Source organism: Nocardia sputorum (genome assembly GCF_027924405.1).
Taxonomy (GTDB): Bacteria; Actinomycetota; Actinomycetes; order Mycobacteriales; family Mycobacteriaceae; genus Nocardia; species Nocardia sputorum.
Map to the genome: position 1 here is coordinate 3,858,591 of NZ_AP026978.1, position 25,415 is coordinate 3,884,005.

The window sequence follows — 25,415 nt, forward strand, 5'->3', positions numbered from 1 at the left end:
GACCGTAGCGCCTTCGGGTCGGCTACGAGGCGATTCGACAGCGGCGTCAAGCGGGGCACGACGTTGTCCTTACCTGATCTCACGAACGTAGGTCGCCACTGCCTGCGGAAACGACCTCCATCAGCCACATCCGCCCGTCGTACTCCACCACAGTGACCGGGTTGCGCCGAGCCAGGCCGGCTCGGCGCCCCCGCTCAGGCTCTCCACCACCGTTCACGCCGTCGATTTACCGCTGCTGCCAGTGGGCTGGAATCGGATACAGCCAAGTCAGTGCCGCGAGGCTCTTGTCGAGATACCTCCGCAGCCCGTGCTCGAGCCCGTAAGCCATATCCTCCAGCACGCTGCACCTGGCATAGAAAGCAGCACGCGCCCGGATCGCCCGCAAGGCGTGCGCACTGGTCCGGTAATTGTCCAATGCCATGTCCAGAGCGCGACGTTGTCCTCCCCCTCCCCGAGCAGCGCTACCGAGTCGATCCGATAGTCGGGCAGTTGCGCGGCCACAACGTCCCGGACGTCTACGGCACGATCGCCGTCGCGAATTCCCATGGCACGACTCTAGAACCCTCGAATCCGCCCTCCTCGGGCCCGGATGTTCCGCGATCCGCCAACCGGCACGGCTCGCCGAGCAACTGCCTCGGCTTCGAAGAACGACCGGCGGGGGCTGTCGGCCTCTCCAGCCGAGGGCTCCTGCATCCGTCCATCACCGGGAAGACGAGCACCGATGTTCGGTGTCGCGCGGCTCGGCGCAGACGGTGAACACGGGAAACCGGTCTTCCCGGGGATGCGGCTGGAAGTGGACGCGCACCGTGTCTCCCTGGATCGGGGGGATGTCCCCTTCGATGGAGGTGTAGACCCACGGGCCCTCGTCGAGTTCGACGATGGCGATCGTCAACGGCACCAGTTCGCCGCGCCGGTCGGACGGAGCCCGATCCACTACCCGCCACGACACGATGGAACCGCCGCCGGACGACGGTACGCGCACGAGGTCGTCGGATCCGCACGACGAGCACCCGGCCGTGATCGGCGCCAGCAGCTTGTCGCAGCTCGCGCAGCGGCGAATCATCAACGTGTCATTCGCGCGCTCGGCGATGCCGTCGCCGACGACGGTCGCGCCGTCCTTCGTATCGTGTGCGTACATTGCGATCCTCCGCGAAAGAGTGCCGGTAGGTTTCCCTCCAGAGTGGTCCGGTCGGCGCGTCGCGGCGACGGTCGAATTACCTACGACATACCTATTTTTTTCCGGGCGCCCGCCGCGGCACCTAGCGCGCGGGTGGCATTTCCGCCCACTGACCCGGGGTAATCATCTCGGCGCCCCGTCAGGGCTCGAGATCGACCACACCTTTGCCGCTCGGGATATCGAGCGGCACCGAGACCTGGTCGTGGGCGATCAACCAGGTGCCGTCGATCCTCCGCATGCCGTAGGTGACCCGGACCCACATACCGGTCGTTGCCGCTCCGTCTTGCAGTGTGCCGCTCAGACGAGCGAAGGCGTGCCCGAATGCCACGTCACCGCCCACGGTGAACGTCAGATCGCGAACCTCATAGGTCACACTCGCGAAGAACAAGAACACTCTCGCCCAGTTCTCCAGTTTCGCCGCTATTCCGACATGCTGGAGTGGCGGCTCGACATCGAAGGACACGACGTCGGCTGTGTAGCACTGCTTCAGTGTTTCGAGATCCTTGGCTCGCAGTGCTTCGACCACCTTGTCGATTTGCCGGCGGAGCTCGGCGTCATCCGCCTCGATGCGGTCGGCGGGTGATTGGAAGTCGTCGGATTCGGTCATGGTCGGCTCCTCAGGAATCGATGAGCGTGGTTTCGGCGCCCGCCCGCAGCGGCGCGAGCGCGGCGCTCCAGGCGAGGACCTGATCCAGCGTCTTGTGCAAGGCCGCGACATGGTGGTCGCGCGGTGTGAAGGTCGTGTGGTTCTCGAAATCGGTGAGCACCGAGAGCGCGACCTGATAGCCCACGTCGGCCATGCCCAGCGTGCCGCATACCGTCCGCAGCTGCACCACGGCGCGGGCGCCGCCGCTCACGCCGTAGGAAACGAAGCCGACCGCCTTGTCGGTCCATTCCGCGAACAGGTGGTCGATGGCGTTCTTCAGCACCCCGGGGGCGCCGCCGTTGTATTCCGGGGTCACCATCAAGAAGCCGTCGAACGGGGCGATCCGCTCGGCCCAGGCGCGGGTGTGGTCATGGGTCGATGGACCGAACATCGGCGGCACGGGCTCGTCCAGATGGGGCAGCGGGTGGTCGCGCAGATCGACCAGTTCGAACTCGGCGTCGCCGCGCTGCGATGCCGTATCCAGCACCCACTGCGCGACCTGCGGGCCTTTGCGGTTGGGCCGGGTGCTGCCGAGGATGATGCCGATTCTGGTCATTTTTCCCACTCCTGCTTTGCTGACAGTGTCACGACCTACCGACGACACAGCTGTCCGGAATGTCAGGCCGCCTCACAAATCGGGTCGCTGATTCGTCGATTTCGGTGAGCGCCCACAGACCGAAGGAGCCGAGCATGACCGACCCGCACCTGCCCGCGGTGATCAGCGAACGTCGTCAGCTGATCAATCTCGCCTACCGGCTGCTCGGCTCCCTGGCCGAGGCCGAGGATGTGGTGCAGGAGACCTACGCGCGCTGGTACGCATTGTCCGAGCGGCAGCGGCGGGAGGTGGCGGCGCCCGGCGCGTGGTTGACGACGGTCGCCGGCCGGATCTGCCTCGATCTGCTCGGCTCGGCGCGCGCCAGACGGGAACAGTACGTGGGCGAATGGATTCCGGAGCCGATACCCGGCCGGTCCGAATGGCTCGACGGTCCCGCCCCCGTCGATCCCGCCGACCGGATCACTCTCGACGAGTCGATCAGCATGGCCTTTCTCGTCGTGCTGGATTCCATGACGCCCGCCGAGCGGGTCGCGTTCGTCCTGCACGACGTGTTCCGCTACTCCTTCGCCGAGGTCGCCGAGGTCGTCGGACGTACCCCCGCGGCCTGCCGTCAGCTCGCCTCCTCCGCCCGCCGCCGCATCCGCACGGCACAGGGTCCGTCCGCAGTCCAGCGCGCCGAGGTGGTCAGGAACTTCAAACGGGCCTGGGAGACGAAAGACATCGAGGCGCTGATCGGCCTGCTCGATCCACGGGCGACCGCGACGGCCGACAGCGGCGGCCTGGCACCGGCGTTCCTCGCACCGATCGACGGCGGCGAGCAGATCGCCCGCGCCTGGATGGAAATCGCGGCGCGCGGCCCCGCGGTAACCCTGCTGGAGCGCACCGTGAACGGCCAGCCCGGCCTGGTAGCACAGCTCGACGGCACCATCGTCTCGGTCTACGCCTTCGACATCGCCGACGGCCGGATCACTCGCATCTGGGCGATCCGGAATCCGGAGAAACTGCGGCTATGGGTGGGCGCCACCGGATAGCCAGTCGGCCCACGGGATGCTCCAATCGCCGTTCTGCCAGATATCGAGGGGGTCGCCACCGGTGTTGCGGACCTCGACCACGTCGCCGGGGATGACGAAGTCGTAGAACCATGCGGCGTCGTCCGGGGAGAGGTTCAAGCAGCCGTGTGAGACGTTGGTGTTGCCTTGAGCCCACATGCTCGCGGCCAACGCGTGCACGAAGATCCCGTCGTGGCTGATGCGGACCGCGTGGTCGATGCTCGTGCGGTAGCCGAGCGCGGAGTTGGTGGGCAGGCCGTAGGTGGCGGAGTCCATGATCACCGGGTTTTTCTGGTCCAGCACGGTATAGATGCCGGGGCGAGTCCAGAACGACATGACTCTGCCGCCGACCACCGCGGTGCCGCCCATGCCCATCGAGGTCGGCATGGTGCGCACCAGGTTTCCGTTGTCGAAGACCTCGATCTGTTTGGAATTGTCGTCGGCGATCGCGACGTGCGCGGGCCCGATCATCACCGAAACCCGTCGGTCACGTGCGCCGTAGCGGCCCTCGCCGAGCGCGCGGCCGAACAGTTCGGCCTCGATCGTGATCCTGGTTCCGGGGGCGTGGTAGTGCTCCGGCCGCCAGTGCGCGTTCTGATCGTCGAGCCAGTACCAGGCACCGGTGACGGCAGGCTCGGTGGTGATCTTCAGGTGGCTTTCCACGGCGGCTCGATCGACGGGTTCGTCGAAATGCGCGACGAGCACGAAACCCACTCCGTAGGTGTCGTTTTCGGCCAGCTCGACGAGGTTCGCGGAGCGGAGGGAGACGTCGACCAGCTGTCGTGGTCGCACCGTTGTGCAGGTCGTCGTCGCGGTGACGTCGCCGGTGTCGCCGTGAGCCACGGCTTTCGCGGTGTAGGTGTGGCCGTAGCCGAGTGGTTCGGTACTGGTCCAGGTCCGATGGTCGGGTGCCGATGCGCCCGGCAGCGATCTGCCCGTCTCATCGATCCATTCGACCGACCGCAGCGTCCCGTCGGTGACGGTGATCGTGCCGGGGCTGCGCGCGTCGACATCGTGGGTCCCGGGTGGGGGATCGAATCGGATTGTGGCAGGTTCGGGTGGGGGCGCGACTTCTCGCGACCACCCCCATCCGGCCAGGGCGAGACCACCCGCACCCGCGAAGCCGATCAGCAGCCGACGACGTCCCAATGCCACCGTCCATCTCCCTTCGCCGGGTGCTGGGTCGACCTCCGTCCGTCAGCATGCGGCAGCTGCAAGTCCCCGTGACACCGACGACCAGCATCTCCACCGATCCGCCGCACAACCGATACCGTTCCTCGATCGATCCGGATGCTCCCGAAACGGCCGTCGGCGGTCGGCAAACCCGCGCGATCCGGTGACGCGACCGGCTGATTGTGATTTCCATCACACCCTGTCAGAAATCGGCGGCCCGAACTGTCTTATGGGCAGCCGTCGTCGTCGACCGGGAGGTCTTGCCAGTTATGAGCACCGTGCTACGGGGCGCAGATGCGGCGGATCAGCGTTACCGCGCTTCCGCCTTCGTCAAGCGCTCGATCAACAAGGTCTTCCCGACCCACTGGTCGTTCTTGCTCGGGGAGATCGCGCTGTACAGCTTCATCATCCTGCTGCTGTCGGGCGTGTATCTGACGTTGTTCTTCGACCCTTCGATGACCGAGGTCGTCTATGACGGCGCGTACCAGCCCCTGCGCGGGGTGACCATGTCGCGGGCCTACGAGTCGACGCTGAATCTCAGTTTCGAGGTCCGCGGCGGATTGTTCGTACGGCAGGTACATCATTGACCGCGTTGCTTTTCGTGGCGTCGATGATCGTGCATATGTGCCGGATATTCTTCACCGGCGCGTTCCGCCGCCCGCGCGAGATCACCTGGGTTATCGGCTCGCTGCTGCTGATCCTCGCGCTGTTCGAAGGCTTCTTCGGCTATTCGATGCCTGACGATCTGCTGTCGGGTACCGGTCTGCGCGCGGCCTTCTCGGGTATCACGATGTCCATTCCCGTAGTGGGCACGTGGCTGCACTGGCTGATCTTCGCGGGCGATTTCCCCGGCGACATCATCATCCCCCGTCTGTACATCACGCACGTCCTGCTGTTCCCGGCGATCATGGCCGCGCTGGTGGTCGCACACATCGGAATCGTCTGGTATCAGAAGCACACCCAGTTCCCCGGACCGGCCCGAACCGAGAACAACGTCGTCGGCACGCGGATCGTGCCGGTGTTCTCCCTCGACCAGGGCGCATTCTTCATGTTCACCCTCGCGACAGTGTCGTTCATGGGCGGGGTGTTCCAGATCAATCCGGTCTGGAACCTGGGTCCGTACAACCCGTCGCAGGTGTCGGCGGGTTCGCAGCCGGACTTCTACTTGATGTGGACCGACGGCATGGCCCGGCTGATGCCGCCCTGGGAGCTGTACATCGGCAACTACACCGTGCCCGCCGCCTTCTGGGTCGCGCTGGCGATGGGGTTGGTGCTCGTGGTGCTGATCGTGTACCCGTGGATCGAGAAGCGGCTGTCCAGGGACACCGCGCACCACAATCTGCTCCAGCGCCCGCGAGACGTGCCGGTGCGCACCGCGATCGGCGCCATGGCCCTCACTTTCTACGTGGTGCTGACGCTGGCGTGTGTCAACGACATCATCGCGTTGAACTTCCACATTTCGCTCAACGCGACGACCTGGTTCTTCCGCATCGCGGTGCTGCTGGGCCCGCCGATGGCCTACTTCCTGACCTACCGGATGTGCCTGGGCCTGCAGCGCAGCGATCGCGCGGTGCTCGCCCACGGCATCGAGACCGGTGTCGTCAAACGCCTACCGCACGGGGAATACATCGAGATGCACCAGCCCTTGGGTCCGGTCGACGACCACGGGCACCCGGTTCCGCTCGAGTACCAAGCCGCCCCGGTACCGAAGAAGATGAACAAATTGGGGTCGGCGGGCAAGCCCGGACCGGGCTCGTTCCTGCGACCGGATCCGGCGCCCGAAGCGGAACACCTCGTGACGACCGCGCACACCGAAGAACGCAGACAACTGGCCGTTCTCCGCGAATACCAGCGGCGCCGCGACGGCGAACGATGAGACGGCGCCCGGTCAGGCACGCCGACGACTACGGCCTGCTGGTCCCCGCGGCCACCGTTGCCAGCGATTACGCAGGTCACGTGGTCAGAGACACCCTGCGATCGAACGGGATCCGTTCGACTGTGGGATGGACCCACCGGCGCGGTCGGCGCCATCGCCTGCTTGTTCTGGTCTTCCCCGAGGACGCCGTCCGGGCCTACGAGGTGATCTGCGCCCACACGAGGCCGCCCGATCCGCGAGCCGGAAAGTAGGCGTTGTCGCGCCTGCCGATCGGCCGCTCATCGAACACAGCCATCGGTGGCTACAACGTTGCCGGCAGCCCGGCTCGGCGCTGGAATGCCGACCGTGGTCGGTACGGTGACCTGGGTTTCGTGTGAGAATCAGCCGGAGAACGGCCGTTCTCTTTCGAGAGGTTCAGCGGCCGGACCTGCGGTGTCGCCGACGCTGCAGCCGAGCGACACAGGTGATTCGATGGACGAGACACATGCCGATTTCACCCGCAGGGAGTCGTGGGAGCGGACGACCGGCATTCCCTTGATGGTGCTGGCCGTCGCGTTCCTCGGCGTCTACGCCTGGCAGGTTCTCGATACCGGGGCCTCACCTCGTCTGGACGCCTGGCTCACGCGGGTCGACGTGGTGATCTGGGCAGCCTTCGCGCTGGATTTCGCGGTGCGGTTGGGGCTGTCGGGCAACCGTTCGCGATTTCTGCGTACCCACCCGGTCGATTTGTTGATCGTGCTGTTGCCACCGCTTCGCCCACTGCGGCTGTTGCGGGCGGCCATGCTCGTGATCGGCACCTTGAACCGGAACACGACGACCAGAGCCAGGCTCGCGGTGTTCGTCGGGGCGAGTTCGCTGCTGCTTCTGCTGCTGTGCAGTCTGGCTTTCTTCGACGCCGAATTCGGGGCGCCCGACAGCAAGATTCACAATTTCGGTGACGCACTGTGGTGGTCGATGGTCTCGGTAACCACCGTCGGCTATGGCGATGTGTATCCGGTGACGACCGAAGGCCGTTTGATCTCGTTGATTCTGATGACCTTGGGCATCGGGCTGATCAGTTTCGCGATCGGCACCACCACCAGCTGGGTGATGGATCAGCTCAAAAGCGTCGAGACGAATGTGGAGAACACCGACCGCGAGATCACCGAACTCGTCGCGGAGATCAAAGCGTTGCGCGCCGAAGTGGCCGCTCTGCGCTCCACGGCGATCGGGCCGGAGACCGTGCCGGCCGAGTGAGCAGCGGATCACCGAGCCGGTTCACAGGGGTCCGGACCGCCGCGCTCGGCGCACTGTCGCACCGGCCTTCCTGCCCGGATCGCGAGGATCGTCCCGAAATTCCTCCGAGGTGAAGATCAAATTGTGTTACTTGCCCACAATATCTTGTTAGCTCATTATTAACGGTGATTATTCACACAAGGAGAGAAGTGGCTTTGCTGATTTCTTTTTCCTAACGTTGCTGGTGCACGTCGTGATGGCGTCGTTATCCAGCCGTGAAAGGAAGCTCCGCATATGTTCTCTCGCAAGGCCCTTGCCGCCGCAGGCACCATCTCCGCCGCCGCCCTGTTCTTCGGCCCGGTCGCGGTGGCCTCCGCCGCCCACTCCCCCGCCACCGGCTCCGCCGGCGTGGCCTCGGGTTCGGCCGACGGCGGCTCGTCCACGGGTTCGGCCGGCTCGTCCTCCGGTTCCGCCATGCTGGACTCCGGTAGCTCGGCCCTCGACGGTGGCACCTCCGCCATCGTCAACATCATCGATGCGATCACCGGCGTCCGGGACTTGAACCAGCCCCAGCCCGCCGCCTGATCCGGCCTCGAGAGATCACCGCTTCGCCCGATTCTCCCGGGTACGGATTTCTTCTGTGCCGCTGCGCAGTAGCGTGCTCTCGCTATTGCAGTGAAATTGCCGGATTCAACTATCCATTCGCTGTAGTGGGGTAGCTATGGCGATGAACCCTGATGATTCCGTCTATCTTTCTGCGAGGAGATAGCACGCCGCGCTCTGCGTGCGCGGCTTCCTCGAACACCAGCTTCGTGCCGTCCGGCGATCCCGCCGGACGGCACGACAGCCGGGCCCACCGCCTCCGGGACGGTGTATGGCCATGCCGCCGCGGACCGGGAGTGGCTGGCTTTCGGGCTGTTCGACCGCCACGGATGGTTTCCCCGGACGGCGGCTTCGCGCCCCGCCCGCTGAACCGGCTGGCCGACGACGAGCACAGGCCTCCCGGTTATGCGTTCGCCACCGCCTGTTCTTCTTCCGCCCGAAGGGCGGTGATCGTGGCGCGCACGGACTCCAGGGTGGGTGTGGGCTCGATGCCGAACGCCGCGGTCGCGGCGGACGAATCGATGACGAACGGGCGATCGAACTGGTAGCGCAACTCACGCATCTCGCGGGCGTTGGGCTCGAAAAGCCCCGCGGCCCACAGCACCGCGGCGGGCATCCGGCTCACTCGCGCGGGCGGCGCGCCCGCCACCGTCGCGGCCATCCCGGCAAGTTCGCGGATGGAGGTGGGCGGCGCGGTCGGCGTGTGCCACGCTCGCCCCCAGGCCGTCTCGTCGTCGGCGACCGCGACCAGCGTCCGGGCGGTGTCACCGACGTCGGTCCAGCTGTGCGCGGCGTCCGGATCCGCCGGGAACCACACTCGGCGACCTGAGAGCACGGCAGGCAACGCCACCATGGTGAAAGCCGATTTCGCCCCCGCGCCGAGGTAGTCCGATCCGCGCACTTCGGCGACGCACACGCGGCCTGCCTCGTGCGCGCCCAGCGCCTCAGCCCATATCCGCGCCCGGACCCGGCCCTTCACGCTGTTGGGCCGCAGCGGAAGACGCTCGCTGATCGGGTCGTCGACCTGTCCGTAGCCGTAGAGATTTCCGACGCTCAGCAGCACGGCGCCGGTCGCTTCCGCCGCTCGCAACGCGGCGGCGGCCAGCGGTGGAAAGTCGGTCGCCCAGCGGTGATAGGGAGGTTGGGCGCACTGGTAGACGACATCCGCGCCCGCACAATGCGAAATCAATGCCGCGGCGTCGGCCGCGTCGGCGGCGACGCGCTCGATCAGCGGGTGGTCTGGGCCGGATCCGCGCCGGGTGATCGTGCGCACCCGGATCCCCCGTGTGGCGAGCAGTTGGGCTGTGGCCGATCCGACCGGACCGGCTCCGACAACGACGTGCAGGGACATGGCAATCCAACCTGTTTGGCGCGACTTTTGGAGAACATTGCTCTCTTTCGAGACTCGAGCCTAAGCCAGAACACCTATCCGAGTCAAGAACACTGTTCACAAACGGGTACTTCGTTCTTGCACTCGTCGCCTGTTCCCTAAACTGGGAGACATGTCCGCCCAGTCACTGCGCGCCCGCGTCCGCTCCGAGATGATCGAGGAGATCAAGGCGGTCGCGCGCAAACGGTTGGCGGTGGATGGCGCGAATCTGTCCCTGCGCGGGGTCGCCCGCGATATGGGCATCGTCGCGTCCGCGCTCTACCGGTACTTCCCGAGCCGGGACGACCTGCTGACCGCGCTGATCATGGAGGCGTACCAGGCGCTCGCGGCCGAGGCCGAAGCCGCGGACGCGAAACCACCCGCCGCCGATCTGCGTGGCCGATGGATTGCGGTGTGCTCGTCCGTCCGGGAATGGGCGCTGTCCCATCCGGCCGAATACGGCTTGCTCTACGGCAGTCCGGTGCCCGGCTACGCCGCGCCGGAGGACACGATCGCCCCGGCCGCGGCCGTGGTCCTCCGGCTGGCCGCCATCGCGCGGGCAGGTGCGAAAGAACTGACCCCACTGCCGCTTTCGACGCCGCTCCCCGCGCCCGTCCACGCCGACTTGCGCCGGCTCATCGAGCAGCAGTCCTCCGACCTGCCCGAAGACGTGCTCGACCGGGTCTTCGTCGGCTGGACTCAACTGTTCGGCCTGATCAACTTCGAGATCTTCGGCCGCCTGCACGGCCTCATCGACGCACGCGCCGACTACTTCGGCCACCACATGAACGTCATGGCCGATCTGGTGGGCCTGCCGTAATCCGGCTTCCGGCCGTCACCGCCTGGTTACGGTCCGGCCGGCTCCTGCGTGACGTCGGCACGGCGGCGTGTCCGCACCGGAGTGCGGCTGCCGCGCGCCCGGCGGCGCTACGGTGACAGCACCGAGATTCTCCGCGTTCCATTCGCCCGACGGACATCACTCATTCGTGGAGGAACATTGCCGAGCTCGTTCACTCGCCGGGGATTTCTGACCAGTGCGGCCACCTCGGCGACAGCCGCGGCCGCCGTGTCCACCGGGGCCGCTCCGGGCCGGGCGCGGGCGGACACCGATCCGGACAAGCCCAACATCTTGGTGATCATCGTGGACGAGATGCGCACACCCGTCTGGTTCCCGGATCAGCAGACGCTGGACGCCGTTCTGCCGAACATCGCCCGGATCCGCCGGGGCAGTGTGTCGTTCGAGAATCACTACACGGCGGCCAACGATTGCACGCCCGCACGCGGCTGCCTGCTGACCGGCCTCTACGCACAGCAGACCGGGGTCATGGTCGTGTCGGAGTCGACATTGTCGCCCCTGTTCCCGACGTGGGGTTCCATGCTGCGCGACCACGGCTACGACACCACCTACTGGGGTAAGTGGCATCTCGGCAGCTATCCGGACCGCACACCCGGAGCCCTCGAAGCCTACGGTTTCCACGGTGGCACCTATCCCTCCCCGAACGGTGCGCCGGGGCAGGGCTTGCAAGCGGATCCGAAGATCGTCGATCAATTCGCCGATTGGTTCCACAACGACTCGGGCAACGCGCCATGGTGTACGACGGTGTCGCTGGTCAACCCGCACGATATCCAGTGGTGGCCGCGCTGGACCCGGCGCGACCAGTTCAACGCCGACATCCCGCGGTGGATGAACGAGTTGCCGCCCAATTTCGAATCGCTCGAACAACTGTCGCGCAAGCCGCGCTTGCAGATGGCGTTGGTGGAGGTCTCGGCGGTGGCGTTCGGCGCGGCGCCCTACGGGACGCCGGAGGCCTTGCAGGCCTGGATCGAGATGCGCAACCTCTACCTGTGGGCGCAGCAGCAGGTCGACATCCAGATCGGCCGGGTGCTCGACACCTTGCAGTCGCGTCCCGACGTCGCCGCCAACACCGTCGTCGTCTTCACCTCCGACCACGGCGACTACGCCGGTTCGCACGGCCTGCACGGTAAAGGCGGCGCGGCCTACGACGAGGCGCTGCGCGTCCCGCTCTATGTCCACGACCCGCGCGGCTACCTGAGCCCGGTGGACGGGACGAGCACCAGGGATCAACTCACCTCCAGCGTCGACTTCACACCCCTGCTGCTCACCATCGGCACCGGCGGCGATGACTGGCGCAGCGACGGACGGTACGAACATCTCAGCGGACGTCTGGACATCGCCGCGCTCTGCCGTAACCCGGGGGCGACCGGCAGGCCGTGGGTCGCCCACACGACCGACGAGGCTTCGATCGAAGAAGCCGCGATCCTGTTCAACCAGGACGCGCCCGGTCATGTCGCCATGGTGCGCACCGCCGACGCGAAGTTCGCGTCGTATTCCCATTGGGTGCACGGCCGGATCCAGATCGATCCGGCGCGACAACAGGAATTCGAACTCTACGACTACAGCACCGACGGCGGCCGGCTCGAACTCGACAACCAGGCCGCGACCGGAAATCCGCTGCGGGGCGAGATGGAGGCGCTGCTGGACAACGTCATCCGCACCGAGATCCAACAGCCGCTGCCGCCGTATCTGCAGGCGGCCCAGGAACAAGGCATCGGCGACTACATATCGGCGCAGACGAACATCCTGGTCCAAGCCGAACGCATCGCCAACGCCCTGCTGGATGCCGTGCCGCGACCGTCCTAGCTCCTACACCAAGCCGCGCAGCCGCAGATCCGTGACGTATTTCTCGATGAGTTCCCGGGAGATCTGCGGAATATCCTGTTCTGGACCGATTTTCGCGCTTCGGACCGCAGAGCGGAATTTCTCCGCGGGCAGGGCCGAGCCGCGTACGGCCGGGGCCGGTCGCCGATAGGCGTGCAGCAAGGGCAGGACGGATGCTTGGCGCTGTCGTTCCGGAAGCGCCCGCAGGGCGGTCTCGAACCGGGTGACCCACTCGTCGTAGTCGGCGATCCGCTCGATCCGATGGCCTGCGGCGATCAGCCAGTCGACGAACTCGTCGAGCGAGCGGCCGTCGTCGTGCGGGTTGAGCACATCGAAACTCTGGAAACCGGTCGCTGCCGAGGCGCCGAGCACGGTGATCGCCTCGGCGGTGAAATCGACGGGCAGGCCGTCGTAGTGGGCGCGCGAGCGGTTGCCGCCCGCGTCGGTGCGGTAGAAGGAGAACGGCGCGATACCCGTGACGATCAGACTCAACAGGAGCCGGGTGAAGATATCGGGCACGTTGAGCTGACCCGCGTAACGGCGGTCGGCGAGGATCATGTCCGACCGGAACACCGCGACCGGCAGCCCACACAGGTCGTTGGCCTGGCGCAGGAGCACTTCGCCCGCCCACTTGCTGTTGCCGTAGCCGTTGGCGTAGCTGTCGTCCACCGCCCGCACCGGGCTGATCCGGCGAATGTCGCCGTCCTCGGCGAAGACGGCCGGATCGATCTGCGCGGCCACGGCGACCGTGGACAGATATGTGAACGGCTTGAGCCGCGTGGTGAGGGCGAGCCGGATCAGTTCGGCGGTGCCGACCACGTTGGGGCCGAACAGTTGCCGGTAGGGCAGCACATGGTTGACCAGCGCGGCGGGATGCACGATCACATCGACGCGTTCGGCCAGCCGCTGCCACGTCGCGTCGTCCAGGCCCAGGTTCGGCTCTCCGATGTCACCGGGGATCACCTCGAGATGCTCGGCGGCCAGTGCTCGGAAATCGCGGAGCAGCGCGGGGTCTCCGGAGTCGAAGGCGCTGTCGAGGCGCCGGCGCGCCGCGCCCGCGTCCGAGCCGCGGACCAGGCAGACGAGGGTGCCCCCGCTGTCGTGCATGCGCCGCAGCCACTCCAGGCACAGGAAGCGCCCGAGGTAACCGTTCGCGCCGGTGAGCAGCACGGTGCGCGGGCTCGCGGACGGGCGTGGCAGAGCCGGTGCCTCGGCAAGTGTGCGGGCGTCGAGGAACTTGTCGAGCGTCAGGTCGGCGGCGCGGACCTGCGGGCCGTCGCCGTGCACCGCGGCGTAGGTAGCGCCCCGCCCGCTGGAAGCGCGCTCGGCCGCGATGTAGTCCGCCACCTCGCGCAAGCCGTTGGCCGGGCTGATCACCACCGACACCGGCACCTCGACCTGGAAGATCTCGTGCAGCAGGTTCGACAGCGACAGCGCCGAGAGCGAGTCGCCGCCGAGATCGGTGAAGTGCGCGTCCGGGCGCAGGTCGGCCTCCGCGCAGCCGAGGACGGCCTTCGCCGCGCGGCTCACCGTCTCCAGCACGGGCCGATCGAGCGCGGTGTGGCGCAGGTCGAGCAGCTCGTTCGCCTGCCCGGCGGCCAGCTCGTCGTACAGCTCCCGCAACCGCGGCTCGTAACGCTCTTTCAGCTTGGGACGCAGCAGTTTACCGATGCCCGAGAGCAATCCGTCGGCGGCGGTGAACGGCTCGGGCTCGATCAGGAAGTCCCGGGGGATCTCGTAGGACTGCAGTTCGGCGTCCTTGGCGAGCTGTCGCAGCGATTCGCTCAACGCCGTCTTCATCTTGTCGGTGTCACCCCAGCCCAGCACGTCCTCGGTCGGCACGATCACGGCGAGGAGGTAGGCGCGTTCACTGCTGCCGTACACGAAGATCTGCCGGATCAGCGGACTGGTCGCGTAGACCGCCTCCAGACGCGAGATCGCGACGAATTCGCCCTGGGACAGTTTCAGCACGTTGTTGCGGCGGTCGACGTAGACCAGGTGGTCCGGGGCGAGCTCGGCGACGATGTCGCCGGTCCGGTAGAAGCCCTCGGAGTCGAAGATCTCGGCCGTGAGCTCGGGCCGCTTGTAGTAGCCCGAGATCAAGGTGGTGCTCTTCAACAGCAGCTCGCCGCGCGGATGGGGTTTGTCGGTGCGGAAGTAGCCCAGCTCGGCGACGTCGGCGAGCTTGTAATCGAGCACCGGAGGACGCTGCACCCGTCCATCGATGACGACCACGCCACCCGCCTCGGTGGACCCGTAGCCGTCGTGCAGCTCCAGGTCGAGCACCGACTCGACGAACGATTTCATCTCCGCCGACACCGGAGCGCTTCCGCAGATCGCCACGACCATGCGCCCGCCCAGGAAATGCTCGCGCAGTTCGGTTCTCACCTCTGCCTCCAGCGCGGCCCGGTCGATGCCCGGTGCGTCGCGCCGCTCCACCTCGCTGCGGAAACGCTGGAAGATCATGTCGCACACGCGCGGAACGAAGAACAGCTCGGTCGGTCGCGCGAGCGCGATGTCGTCGAAGAGCGTCGACATGTCGCTCTTGGCCGCGAAGTACGCGGTGCCGCCGCGCGCCAGCACGCCGGTCAGCGATCCGCGACCGGCCACGTGGCTCATCGGCATGTAGTTGAGGTTGATCGCGGCGACCTCGGGCCGGTTCACCCAACTCCGGGCGACCAGCCGCTGGGTGTACATTGCCCCTTTGGGTGTTCCGGTGCTTCCCGAGGTGTAGATCAGCAGCGCCAGCGGGTCCTCGCCCGGCTCGGCGGCGAACAGCGGCGCCCGCGGCAGCGACCTGCCGCGCGCGAGCACCTCGTCGAGGGTGTCGACGACCACCGGGCTGCCCGCATCGGCCAGCCGGGCGCGAGCCGCGTCGAACGCCGCGCGCTGGTCGTCGTCTCCCGGGTGGTAGTCGAAGACGACCAGCCGTCGCGGTCCGGACTCCGCCAACGCACAGGTCACCGCGGCGTCGAGCAGTTCCGGTGTCGCGGCGAGCACGCGGGGCGCGGTCTCGCCGACGATCGCGGTCAGCTGAGCGACGGGCGCGCTCGCTTGCAGTGGAACCGCGACCAGGCCCAAGTGGATGCACGCCAGATCGAGTGTGGTGTAGTCGCTGCTGGTGAAACCGAGGATGGCCACGAAGTCGCCCGCCCGGAGCGGATGGCCGGCGTCACCGTGCCACGCCGCGGCCACCGCGCGTACGCGCTCCCACAGTTCGCCGTAGGTGATGGTGTCGAACTCGGGCAGCAGCGCCAGCGTCGTGCGGCCGGTCTCGCCGGTACGCAGTTCCGTCGCGCGCCGGCCGAGGGCGGGCCGGTCGGCGTAACCGACCATGACCGTCTCGATGATCTTCGCGAGCCCCACGCCGGATTCGCGAACCTTCTCGGTGACCTCCGCACGCGGTGTGGCGTTGCGGATGTCGTCGTATTCGGCGTACAGCCGCGCGATGCGGCGCAGGAGCCGCTCCCTGCGTGTCTCAGATGCCACGACGACCTCCTTTGGTCCGGGAACGCGCCTTCCCCAAACACGTTAGCTCGCCTAAGTACTTCGGTCAGGTGATAGCCGCCGCATGTGTCTGTGACACTGGACACAATGCCGGAAATGTCCCAAAGGTTCCGCAATTCCCTTGCGGGACACCCTCAGCCTGGTGCTGCCGGTACCAGTGTCATCGGGCTCCTGTTACCGGTGCCCGGCGCACCGCAGCCTCGATGCATGACACAGACCATATCGCCGGGGCCGGCGGCGGCAACGACGCCCGCCGCGACTCCGGCCGCTCCGCCCGCCGCGCTGGGAGCGCGGCGTTCGCTGGCCGTCCTCATCGTCATCCTCACCGGCCAGTTCATGGCGGTGCTCGACTCCTCCATCGTCAACGTCGCGATCCCCTCGATCCGCGGTTCGCTGCACACCAGCGGCGCGGCCCTGCAGCTGATCGTCGCCGGGTACGTCATCGCCTACGCCGTCCTGCTGGTCACCGGCGCACGGCTCGGTGACCGGTTCACCCAGCGGCGCGCGTTCGTCGCCGGGCTGGCGCTGTTCACCGTGGCCTCGCTGGCCTGCGGTCTGGCCTGGAACGAGACCGCGCTGATCGTCTTCCGTTTCGCCCAAGGCGTCGGCGCGGCGGCGATGGTGCCGCAGATCATGACGCTGATCCAGCGCACCTTCACCGGTGACGCCCGCGCGCGGGCCCTGAGCGTCTACTCGGCGATCATCTCCGGCGGCATGGTCGCCGGGCAGGTGCTGGGCGGTCTGATCGTCAACGCCGATCTGTTCGGCAGCGGCTGGCGCGGGGTGTTCCTGGTGAACGTGCCGATCGGGCTCGCGCTGCTCGTCGCCGCGCCGCGCATCCTGCCGTCCTCGGCCCAGCGCCTCGAGCGCAAGCTCGACCTGCCGGGACTGGCCACCCTCACCGCGTCGGTGTTGCTGCTGGTGCTGCCGCTGGTGCTCGGACGGGAGCTGGATTGGCCGTTGTGGTCGTGGATCGCGTTGGCCGTCAGCGTGCTCGGCTTCGCATCGTTCGTGGTGATCGAACGGATCGTCGCTTCCCGTGGCGGCGAACCCCTCTTCGCGCGGCCGGTACTCACCGCGCCCGGCCTGGTCCCCGCCGCGGTCGCGCTGTTCGTGATCATGGCGACCTTCGGCGGCTGGATGTTCGTCATGGCGATCCATCTGCAGAGCACGCTGGGCTACAGCGCGTTGCACGCGGGTCTGCTGTTCGTTCCGCTCGGTGTGGCCTTCGCCGTCGCCAGCCTCAACTGGGAGCGCGTCCCGGCCCGGTTCCACGCGACGATGATCCCGCTCGGGCTCGTACTCGGCGCGGTGAGCATGGTCGCTCTCGGCGCACTGCTGCGCGACGGCGCCGAGCTCGGGCCGCTGGCCCTGACCCTGCTCGGCCTGTGCGGCGCGGGCAACGGCATCGCCTTCAGTCCGCTCATGACCCGCACGCTGGCCAAGGTGCCGATGACCCTGGCGGCCGACGCCAGCGGCATCCTGGTGACCAACGTGCAACTCGGCATCGTGGTCGGGATCGCCACCTTCGGGTCGCTGTTCCTCGGACTGGCGGGCAGCACGGTGACCAGCGCGGCGCACGCCCTCGGCGGCACGGCGATCGCGGAAGGCGTCACCGTCCTCGTGGCCGCGGCGTTCGCGGCCCGCGCCGCGCGGTAGCCCGCCTGCCATTCGACAACCTTCGAATCATCGCGACGCAAACCATCGCGTATCGCCGCCCCGCCGCGCATGCTCGCCAGGGGTGCGCCACCGGTGGCCCGAGCCGGATCGTGCCCGGCTCGGACCACCGTTGTCGCGCATGGTTCGCGGGATGAAAGAAGGTGCGGGATGGGCGTTTTCGCGCTCGGCGTGGAACTCGACGGAGAGGGATTCCGCCCCGAGGCGTGGCGGCGGGCGGCGCACGCACCGGACCGCCTGCTCACCGGCGACACCGTGCGCAGGCGGGTGGCCGCCGCCGAGAACGCCGGATTCACCCTGGCCACTTTCGCCGACTCGATCCTGCCGGGACACGAGATATCCGGCCGCATCGACGCGGTGACCCGGGCGTCGTTCGTGGCGGCCACCACCAGCACGATCGGGCTGGTTCCCACCGTCGCCACCACCTACGCCGAACCGTTCCACACGGCATCGCAGGTGGCGTCGCTGGACTACGCCTCGCGCGGGCGGGCCGGCTGGATCGCCGAGCGCGTCGACGACGCGCGAGCCGCCGCCGCGTGGGGGCGTACGCCGGTCACTGGAGACGCCGAACTGGCCCGCGAGCAACGGGATTCGATCGAGGTGGCCCGTCGCCTCTGGGATTCCTGGGAGGACGACGCGGTCATCCGCGATTACCCCAGCGGCCGCTTCCTGGACCGGACCAAACTGCACTACATCGACTTCGAGGGCGAGACCTTCGCGGTGAAAGGACCGGCCATCGTGCCGCGCCCGCCCCAGGGCCAACCGGTGGTGTTCGGCGCGGAAGGGGAGGTCGACGTCCGGTTCGTCGCCGCCGATTCGGTCGCGGCGGCGGTCGAGGCCGGGACCGCGGTGCGCTCGGCGGAGGATGCGCTGGTCTTCGCCGAGGTCGAGGTCACCTTGGACGTCTCCGGTGTTCCGGCCGCGCGGCGATTCGGCGCGGCCGCTGATTCCCCCGGCCGGCTCGCGTTCTCCGGTGCGGCGCCGGAACTGACCGCTCTGCTGACCGAGCTCAGCGCCCACCTCGACGGGGTGCGGCTGCACCTGGCCGTGATCGATGAGGACCTGCCCGTGCTCGCGCGCGAGGTCCTGCCCGCCTTGTTGCGCACCGGGGTCGCGCACCGGCCCGTTCCCGGTTCCACACTGCGCGCCAATCTCGGTCTGCCCCGTCCCGCCAACCGCTACGCGACCACGCGCTGATCGTCAGGAGATCGTTTCCGTGACCGACTTCCCGCGTCCCGACGCCCAGGTCCACTTCGGCGTCTTCTTCCAGGGCGTGAACCACACCACGATCTGGTCCGACCCGGCCAGCGGCTCGCAGATCGACTTCGAAACCTTCCGCCGGGTGGCGCTGACCGCGGAGCGCGGGCTGTTCGACGCGTTCTTCCTCGGCGAGGGCCTGCGGCTGCGCGAGCAGGACGGCGCGATTCTGGAACTGGACATCGCGGGCCGCCCCGACGCGATCACCCAGCTCGCCGCGCTGGCGGGCATCACGCGGCACATCGGCCTGGTCGCGACCCAGAACACCACCTACAACGAGCCCGCCGACCTGGCGCGCAAACTGGGCAGCCTGGATGTGCTGTCCGGCGGCCGCGCGGGCTGGAACGCGGTCACCACCGACAACGCCTGGACCGGAGCGAACTTCCGGCGCGGCGGATTCCTCGACCACGCGTTGCGGTACGAGCGCGCCGCGGAGTTCGTCGCGACGGTGCGGGCGATCTGGGACGCCTGGGACGACGGCGCGATCGCGACGTCGCAGCAGAGCCCGGCGTGGGCGAGCGCCGAGGCGATCCACCCGGTCGTGCGCACCGGTCCCCACTTCGACGTGCGGATCACCCCCACGCTGCCGCGCAGCGCCCAAGGGCATCCGGTGATCTTCCAGGCGGGCGATTCACCGGCAGGTCGCGATTTCGCCGCGGCGCACGCCGATGTGATCTTCTCCCGGCACGGAACGCATTTCGACGACGCGCTCGCCTTCGCGACCGACATCCGCGCACGCCTGCGCGCGGCGGGCCGCCCGGAGGACGACATCCGGATCCTGCCCGGCACGCAGATCATCCTCGCCGAGAAGGAATCCGAGGTCGAGGAGAAGGTGCGCTGGGTGAAGAACGGCCAGTACACCGGCCAGACCGCGCTGTCGCTGGCCGGCCAGATCTGGGGCCGCGATCTGTCCGGCCTCGACCCGGACGGCCCCCTGCCCGCGGACGACCCGCAGCCGCGCCCGATCTCCGAAACCCGTGGCGCACCGCGCTCCGGCCAAGACCCGGCCGCCATCGCCCGCGACTGGCGAGCCAGGGCGGAGGCGGAGAATCTTTCCCTCCGCGAAGTAGTGATCGCCTCCACCGAACGCTCCGGCTTCGCCGGCACCCCCGCTCGAGTCGCCGACGAACTGGCCCGCTGGGTCCGCCACGGCGCGAGCGACGGTTTCAACATCTCCCCGTACCTGGTCCCGACCGGCCTGGACGAAATCGTGGACTGGCTCGTCCCCGAACTCCAGGAACGCGGTGTCTACCGCACCGAGTACACCGGCACCACCTTGCGCGAGCACCTCGGCCTCCGTGCTCCCCTCACCCACCGCTCCTGACGATCCCGCGAGTGGCACACCATCGAGAGGCTTACTCGCAATTCGCCGCAGCGATGTGCCCCCTCAACCACTTGGCGATCGAAGATGACGAGGTTCGTTGCCGGCATTCGCCGCTGAACAAAGCCGCCGTCTCGAGCGGACGGCGGCCCCGGCTGTTCGTCGTGACTACCTCAGAGCACGGATTCGATGGCGGCGACCAGTTCCGGCGCGTCCGGGGTGGTGCGCGGGCGGAAACGGCCTGCGATCTTGCCCTCGCGGTCGATGAGGAATTTCTCGAAGTTCCATTGGATGTCGCCCGCGCTACCTTCGGCGTCGGGGGTTTCCACCAGCTGCTGGTAGAGGGCGTGGCGCTGCTCGCCGTTGACGTCGGTCTTCTCCAGCAAGGGGAAATCGACGCCGTAGGTGGTGGAACAGAATTCCTGGATTTCCTCCGCCGTGCCCGGTTCCTGGCCCATGAACTGGTTGCACGGCACGCCGACCACGCTGAAACCGCGGGGGCCGAAGGACTTGTGCAGTTCGACCAGCCCGGAGTACTGCGGCGTCAGTCCGCATTTCGAGGCCACGTTGACCAGCAGGACGGCGCGGTCGCCGACCAGGTCGGCCAAGGTCGTCGGCTCGCCCGACAGCGTGCGCAGCGGAACTTCTCGAAGGCTCATAGGTATCCGTTCTCGATTCCGTGGACCCACCCCGGCGGCCACGCTACCGGATCGGCCGGGCCAGTGACCGTCGTCGGTCGGCGGCGGGAACCGGGCTCAGCGCAACCTGGTGCGGCGCATCAGCCGCAGCGACAGCAAGGTCATCTTCAGCTGCTTGTCGTAGGGCTGGCCCGCCCGTGCGGCGAGTACCTGCTTCTTGAGCACGCCGACGTTCACCGTGTCGGTGTACTTCAGCAGGCCCTGGTCGCCGTGCCGGGTGCCGACGCCGGACTGCTTCACGCCACCGGAGGGCGTGCCCTTGGCGGCGTAGGTTGCGACGAAACCGTCGTTGATGTTGATGTTGCCCGCCTGCAACTGCGCGGCGACACGCTCGCCGTGCGCCAGGTCGCGGGTCCACACGCTGGCGTTCAAGCCGTAATCGGTGGCGTTGGCCAGGCGCACCGCCTCCTGCTCGTCGTCGAACGGGTAGACGGTGACTACCGGGCCGAAGGTCTCCAGCGTCGCGTGGGTCATCTCCGGGGTCACGCCGGTGAGCACGGTGGCCTCGTAGAACGCCGGACCGACATCGGGACGCGCTTGCCCGCCCACGTGCACGGTGGCTCCCTTGGACCGCGCGTCCTCGACATGGGCGGCGACCCGTTCCAGCTGCTGCGGGGAGACGAGGGATCCGAATTCGGGGACGTAATCGTAGCTGCCGCCGATCTTTCCGTTCAGCTCCGCCGCCGCGGCGACCAACCGGCGCAGGAATTCGTCGTGGATGGAGCGGTGCACATAGATCCGCTCGATGTGCATGCACGCCTGCCCCGAGTTGGCGAACGCCGCGAACACCGCGCCGGGAATCACCTCGTCCAGGTTCGCGTCGGCGAGCACGATCATCGGATTCTTGCCGCCCAGCTCCAGGCTGCACCCGATGAGGTTGCGCCCGGCCTGCGCGCCGACGATCCGGCCGGTGGCGGTCGAGCCGGTGAACATGACGAAATCGACATTGTCGATCAGGGTCGGGCCGATATCGGGTCCCTCACCGCACACCACCTGGACCAGCCCGCGGGGCAGCCCGGCCCGGTGCAGCAACTCGACGCCGAAGAGCACGCACAGCGCGGTCTTGTTGTCGGGCTTCAGCACGACGCCGTTGCCCGCCATCAGCGCGGGCATGGCGTCGGACAGGGCGATGGCGAAGGGGAAGTTCCACGGGGCGATCACGGCGACGAGCCCTTTGGGCCGGTGCTGTTCGGTCGACGTGGTCAGCAGCGGCATCGGCCCGCCGCGCCGTTTCGGCCGCAGCACCCGGCGCGCGGTCTTGAGGTAGTGGCTGATCACCATGGGCACGTCGCAGGATTCCTCGACGGCCATCCGGCGGGTTTTGCCGCACCCGATCTGGATGAGGTCGGCGATGGTCTCCACTTCGCCGAGGATCAGCTCGTGCAGCCGCTCGAACACCCGCAGCCGTTGCCGAAGCGGCAGCGCGGCCCACTCGGCCTGCGCCGTCCGGGCGGCGGCGCACGCGTCCAGGACATCCTGCGGTGTCGATTGCGGAAGCGCACCGACCGGAGCGCCGGTGTAGACCTCGAGCATCTCGAACGGCGCCGCGCTGCCGTCGGCGGCGACCGCACCGGTCAGCCGGGTGATCAGCTCTGCGGTGATCCTGGCGGGCAGCGTGCCCGCCGCCTTCTCGGTGTGTGCTGTGCTCATCGGATCTTCTCCATGACGTCGGGCATCCCCGCAGGTACCGGGCCGGGCCGTGCGACTGAATTAGAACACGTTCCGGTTTTGGATTCATCGTATTCGCCCCGGCCCGCCCTGCCTACCGTGCCGCCGGTGCGGAATTCCGGTTCACTCGTCGGCTCACTCGTCGGCGACGATCGACAACGCCTGAGTCGGGCAGTAGCGGACGGCGCGCTGGACCTCGGTCTGCGCGGCGGGGTCGGCGGCCGCGTCGAGAATCTCCACTTTGCCGCGCTTGGGGACGTGGAACGCCTCGGGCGCCTCGTCCTGGCATACGGCATGCCCTTGACACAGATCCAGATCGGCCCGCACTCGCATCGTCGCTCCCTACTGTTCGTTCGATCCCGCCCCGTCGGCGAGGGGACGGATCGGCGCCTCGGGTTGCACCTCCACCAGCACCAGATGTGAACCCCGCGGCGTGGCCACCACCGCCACCACCGCCGCGGCGAGGTCGCTCGCCCGCAGCATGTACGGGTGCCTGGCGAATCCCCAGGCCTTCCAGTCCTCCAGGACCGGGCCGACGACCTCGGGCGTGGAGTTCATGCCCATACCGGTCAGGGTCGGGCCGGGGCGGACCAGCGACAGGCGGACGCCGCTGCCTTCTAGTTCCATGCGCATCTGCGCGGCCATCGCTTCCAACCCCGCCTTGGCGGCGCTGTAGGCGCCCGTGCGCGGCCGCGGTTCGGGCGCGCAGTCCGAGCTGATCAGCACGATGTCGCCGCGTTGCCTGCGCAGCATGCCGGGCAGCACCCGGTGCACGAGGCGCTGCGCACCCACGAGATGGACTTGCACCTGGCGCACGAACCGTTCCGGATCCATCGCGTGCGCCTGCCCGAATTCGATGTCGCCCGCGCTGGAGACCAGGATCTCGGTGGGGCCGAGCGCTTCTTCGGCCGCGCGCACGAATTCCTCGACCGAATCCGGTTCGGTGACGTCCAGGCGGTGCGCGAACGCCTCGCCGCCATCGGCGCGGATCTTGTCCGCCAGTTCGGCGCACTGCTCGACGCGGCGCGCGCCGAGCGCGACCGGGTGGCCGAGTTCGGCCAAGGCCACGGCGGTGGCCGCGCCGATCCCGGAGGAGGCGCCGGAGACCAGCGCGGGCCTGCGCTCCGGATGGGGTGTGAATCTGGGCATTATCGGCTCTCCACGGTACAGGCCGGCCGGGCGAAACCAGAGGAAATCGAGAACACGTTCCGCCGGACGCCATGACTGCGGCCTGCGCGTGAAGACAGATAGCTGGACATGTGTCCGGACACTACCACCGCCCCATCGCCTCCGACAATCATTCGCTCACCCTGTTTCGCCGATTCGATGCCGCCACATCGCAAGCATCCGACCGCCATGCCACTCCGGGCGCCGACGTCGGCGAGAATGGCAGAGTTAGAACCTGTTATTGCAACCGATCATCGCCCCGGACTATATTCCGTACACGTGTCCAGACAGTATCGGAGTAATCCATGAGCAGCCTCCTGCCCGCCGACGGGTCCCGCCTGCTGATCGGCGGCAAGCTGGTCGAGGGCGCCGACGGTGTCTTCGCGACGGTGAACCCCGCGACCGAGGAGGTCCTCGGCCTCGCCGCGGACGCGAACGCGGCCGATCTCGACGCGGCCGTCGAGGCCGCGCGCACCGCGTTCGACGAGACCGACTGGTCGCGCGATCACGCCTTCCGCGCCCGCTGCCTCGAGCAATTGCGTACCGCGCTGCAATCCCACGTCGAGGACCTGCGCGAGATCACGATCGCCGAGGTCGGCGCGCCGCGAATGCTCACCGGCGGCCCACAGCTGGAAGGCCCGGTCGCCGACCTCGCCTATGCGGCCGGGCTCGCCGGAACCTACGACTGGGAAACGGATCTGGGCGTCGCCGAGCCGATGGGCATCAAGACCCGCCGAGTCCTGCGCCGGGAACCGATCGGCGTGGTCGGGGCGATCACGCCGTGGAACTTCCCGCACCAGATCAACTTCGCGAAGCTGGGACCCGCGCTGGCCGCGGGGAACACCGTCGTGCTCAAACCCGCCCCCGACACTCCCTGGTGCGCGGCGGCGGTCGGCGCCGTCATCGCCGAGGAGACCGACATCCCGGCGGGCGTGGTGAACATCGTGACCTCCGCGGACCACGCGCTCGGCGCCCGGCTCACCGCGGACCCGCGCGTCGACATGATCAGTTTCACCGGGTCGACGGCCACCGGCCGCGCCGTCATGACCGGCGCCGCCACGACGCTGAAAAAGGCGTTCCTCGAACTCGGCGGCAAGTCGGCGTTCATCGTGCTCGACGACGCCGACATCGCGGCGGCCTGCTCGGTGGCGGCGTTCTCGGTGTGCGTGCACGCCGGGCAGGGATGCGCGCTGTCCACCCGGCTGCTGGTTCCCCGCGCCGCCTACGACCAAGCGGTGCAAGCGGCCGCGGCCACACTCGGCGGGATCCGGCCGGGCGATCCGGCCGACCCGCGCACGGTGTGCGGGCCGCTGATCTCCGAACGCCAGCGCGCCAGAGTGGAACGCTACATCGACATCGCGCGCGCCGAGGGCGGGCGCATCGTCGTCGGCGGCGGGCGGCCGGAGCGCGAGCGCGGATTCTTCGTCGAACCGACGTTGATCGCGGACGTCCCCAACAGCTCGACCGTCGCCCGCGAGGAGATCTTCGGCCCGGTGCTGGTGATCATTCCGCACGACGGCGACGAGGACGCGGTCCGCATCGCCAACGACTCCCCCTATGGCCTCTCCGGTTCGGTGTGGGGAACGGACCCCGAACGCATCCGGCGCGTCACCGAAGGCGTGCGCACCGGGACGCTGAGCGTGAACGGCGGCATCTGGTACTCCGCCGACGTTCCGTTCGGCGGATACAAGCAATCCGGCCTCGGCCGTGAGATGGGCATCGCCGGTTTCGAGGAGTACCTCGAGACCAAAGTCATCGCCACCGCGGCCTGACCGC

General features: G+C 68.0%; 19 protein-coding genes and 1 pseudogene. 10 read left to right on the plus strand and 10 right to left on the minus strand.

Annotated features, from left to right (window positions below; genetic code table 11):
- Positions 1-700: 700 nt before the first annotated feature.
- The 3 genes from QMG86_RS17485 to QMG86_RS17495 form a co-directional block, all read right to left on the minus strand.
- Entirely contained in the window at positions 701-1,138 is a 438-nt protein-coding gene (locus QMG86_RS17485; protein ID WP_281873344.1) for a Zn-ribbon domain-containing OB-fold protein, read from the minus strand.
- Between the two features lie 178 nt (positions 1,139-1,316).
- Positions 1,317-1,784: a YybH family protein gene (locus QMG86_RS17490; protein WP_281873345.1), complete on the minus strand. Its 468-nt coding sequence runs from the start codon at positions 1,782-1,784 to the stop codon at positions 1,317-1,319.
- A 10-nt stretch (positions 1,785-1,794) separates the two neighbouring features.
- The gene (locus tag QMG86_RS17495) at positions 1,795-2,379 is read right to left on the minus strand and encodes an NADPH-dependent FMN reductase (RefSeq protein WP_281873346.1); all 585 of its coding nucleotides are present in this window, start codon (positions 2,377-2,379) and stop codon (positions 1,795-1,797) included.
- Positions 2,380-2,513: 134 nt separating this feature from the next.
- Here QMG86_RS17495 and sigJ point away from each other — a divergent pair, with 134 nt between their 5' ends.
- Entirely contained in the window at positions 2,514-3,410 is an 897-nt protein-coding gene (sigJ, locus tag QMG86_RS17500) for an RNA polymerase sigma factor SigJ (RefSeq protein WP_281873347.1), read from the plus strand.
- On the opposite strand, the gene QMG86_RS17505 is transcribed toward sigJ, so the two are convergent.
- The gene (locus QMG86_RS17505) at positions 3,387-4,583 is read right to left on the minus strand and encodes a L,D-transpeptidase (protein WP_281873349.1); all 1,197 of its coding nucleotides are present in this window, start codon (positions 4,581-4,583) and stop codon (positions 3,387-3,389) included. The genes sigJ and QMG86_RS17505 overlap by 24 nt on opposite strands.
- Before the next feature lie 287 nt (positions 4,584-4,870).
- Here QMG86_RS17505 and qcrB point away from each other — a divergent pair.
- The 3 genes and pseudogenes from qcrB to QMG86_RS17520 all read left to right on the plus strand — a co-directional run bounded on the left by qcrB (position 4,871) and on the right by QMG86_RS17520 (position 8,277).
- Positions 4,871-6,477, plus strand: a pseudogene (gene qcrB, locus QMG86_RS17510) (cytochrome bc1 complex cytochrome b subunit).
- A 471-nt stretch (positions 6,478-6,948) separates the two neighbouring features.
- Entirely contained in the window at positions 6,949-7,713 is a 765-nt protein-coding gene (locus QMG86_RS17515) for a potassium channel family protein (protein ID WP_281873350.1), read from the plus strand.
- A gap of 273 nt (positions 7,714-7,986) precedes the next feature.
- Positions 7,987-8,277 (plus strand): hypothetical protein, encoded by a 291-nt coding sequence (locus tag QMG86_RS17520; protein WP_281873351.1) that lies wholly within the window; start codon positions 7,987-7,989, stop codon positions 8,275-8,277.
- Between the two features lie 421 nt (positions 8,278-8,698).
- Here QMG86_RS17520 and QMG86_RS17525 read toward each other — a convergent pair whose 3' ends face one another.
- Positions 8,699-9,646 (minus strand): NAD-dependent epimerase/dehydratase family protein, encoded by a 948-nt coding sequence (locus tag QMG86_RS17525; RefSeq protein ID WP_281873352.1) that lies wholly within the window; start codon positions 9,644-9,646, stop codon positions 8,699-8,701.
- Between the two features lie 151 nt (positions 9,647-9,797).
- On the opposite strand from QMG86_RS17525, the gene QMG86_RS17530 reads away from it, so the two are divergent.
- Both QMG86_RS17530 and QMG86_RS17535 read left to right on the plus strand, forming a co-directional pair.
- Positions 9,798-10,484, plus strand: a complete 687-nt coding sequence (locus QMG86_RS17530; protein WP_281873353.1) for a TetR/AcrR family transcriptional regulator — start codon at positions 9,798-9,800, stop codon at positions 10,482-10,484.
- Positions 10,485-10,814: 330 nt separating this feature from the next.
- Positions 10,815-12,326: a sulfatase-like hydrolase/transferase gene (locus QMG86_RS17535; RefSeq protein WP_350356411.1), complete on the plus strand. Its 1,512-nt coding sequence runs from the start codon at positions 10,815-10,817 to the stop codon at positions 12,324-12,326.
- A 3-nt stretch (positions 12,327-12,329) separates the two neighbouring features.
- On the opposite strand, the gene car is transcribed toward QMG86_RS17535, so the two are convergent.
- Complete coding sequence (car, locus tag QMG86_RS17540; protein WP_281873355.1) at positions 12,330-15,833, minus strand: carboxylic acid reductase; 3,504 nt, start codon at positions 15,831-15,833, stop codon at positions 12,330-12,332.
- Between the two features lie 225 nt (positions 15,834-16,058).
- On the opposite strand from car, the gene QMG86_RS17545 reads away from it, so the two are divergent.
- From QMG86_RS17545 to QMG86_RS17555, 3 genes are all read left to right on the plus strand, one after another.
- Positions 16,059-17,510, plus strand: a complete 1,452-nt coding sequence (locus QMG86_RS17545) for an MFS transporter (protein ID WP_281873356.1) — start codon at positions 16,059-16,061, stop codon at positions 17,508-17,510.
- A 168-nt stretch (positions 17,511-17,678) separates the two neighbouring features.
- On the plus strand, positions 17,679-18,725 hold the full coding sequence (locus QMG86_RS17550) for an LLM class flavin-dependent oxidoreductase (RefSeq protein WP_281873357.1): 1,047 nt from the start codon (positions 17,679-17,681) through the stop codon (positions 18,723-18,725).
- A 19-nt stretch (positions 18,726-18,744) separates the two neighbouring features.
- The gene (locus QMG86_RS17555) at positions 18,745-20,109 is read left to right on the plus strand and encodes an NtaA/DmoA family FMN-dependent monooxygenase (protein WP_281873358.1); all 1,365 of its coding nucleotides are present in this window, start codon (positions 18,745-18,747) and stop codon (positions 20,107-20,109) included.
- 170 nt (positions 20,110-20,279) lie between these two features.
- Here QMG86_RS17555 and QMG86_RS17560 read toward each other — a convergent pair whose 3' ends face one another.
- The 4 genes from QMG86_RS17560 to QMG86_RS17575 all read right to left on the minus strand — a co-directional run bounded on the left by QMG86_RS17560 (position 20,280) and on the right by QMG86_RS17575 (position 23,621).
- Positions 20,280-20,765 carry a glutathione peroxidase gene (locus QMG86_RS17560; protein WP_281873359.1) on the minus strand — a complete coding sequence of 162 codons (486 nt, stop codon included), beginning with the start codon at positions 20,763-20,765 and terminating at the stop codon, positions 20,280-20,282.
- Between the two features lie 96 nt (positions 20,766-20,861).
- Entirely contained in the window at positions 20,862-22,454 is a 1,593-nt protein-coding gene (locus tag QMG86_RS17565) for a succinic semialdehyde dehydrogenase (protein WP_281873360.1), read from the minus strand.
- A gap of 153 nt (positions 22,455-22,607) precedes the next feature.
- Positions 22,608-22,805 carry a ferredoxin gene (locus QMG86_RS17570; RefSeq protein ID WP_281873361.1) on the minus strand — a complete coding sequence of 66 codons (198 nt, stop codon included), beginning with the start codon at positions 22,803-22,805 and terminating at the stop codon, positions 22,608-22,610.
- Between the two features lie 9 nt (positions 22,806-22,814).
- Positions 22,815-23,621 (minus strand): SDR family oxidoreductase, encoded by an 807-nt coding sequence (locus QMG86_RS17575; RefSeq protein WP_281873362.1) that lies wholly within the window; start codon positions 23,619-23,621, stop codon positions 22,815-22,817.
- Between the two features lie 323 nt (positions 23,622-23,944).
- Here QMG86_RS17575 and QMG86_RS17580 point away from each other — a divergent pair, with 323 nt between their 5' ends.
- Complete coding sequence (locus QMG86_RS17580; RefSeq protein ID WP_281873363.1) at positions 23,945-25,411, plus strand: aldehyde dehydrogenase; 1,467 nt, start codon at positions 23,945-23,947, stop codon at positions 25,409-25,411.
- Positions 25,412-25,415 lie beyond the last annotated feature (4 nt).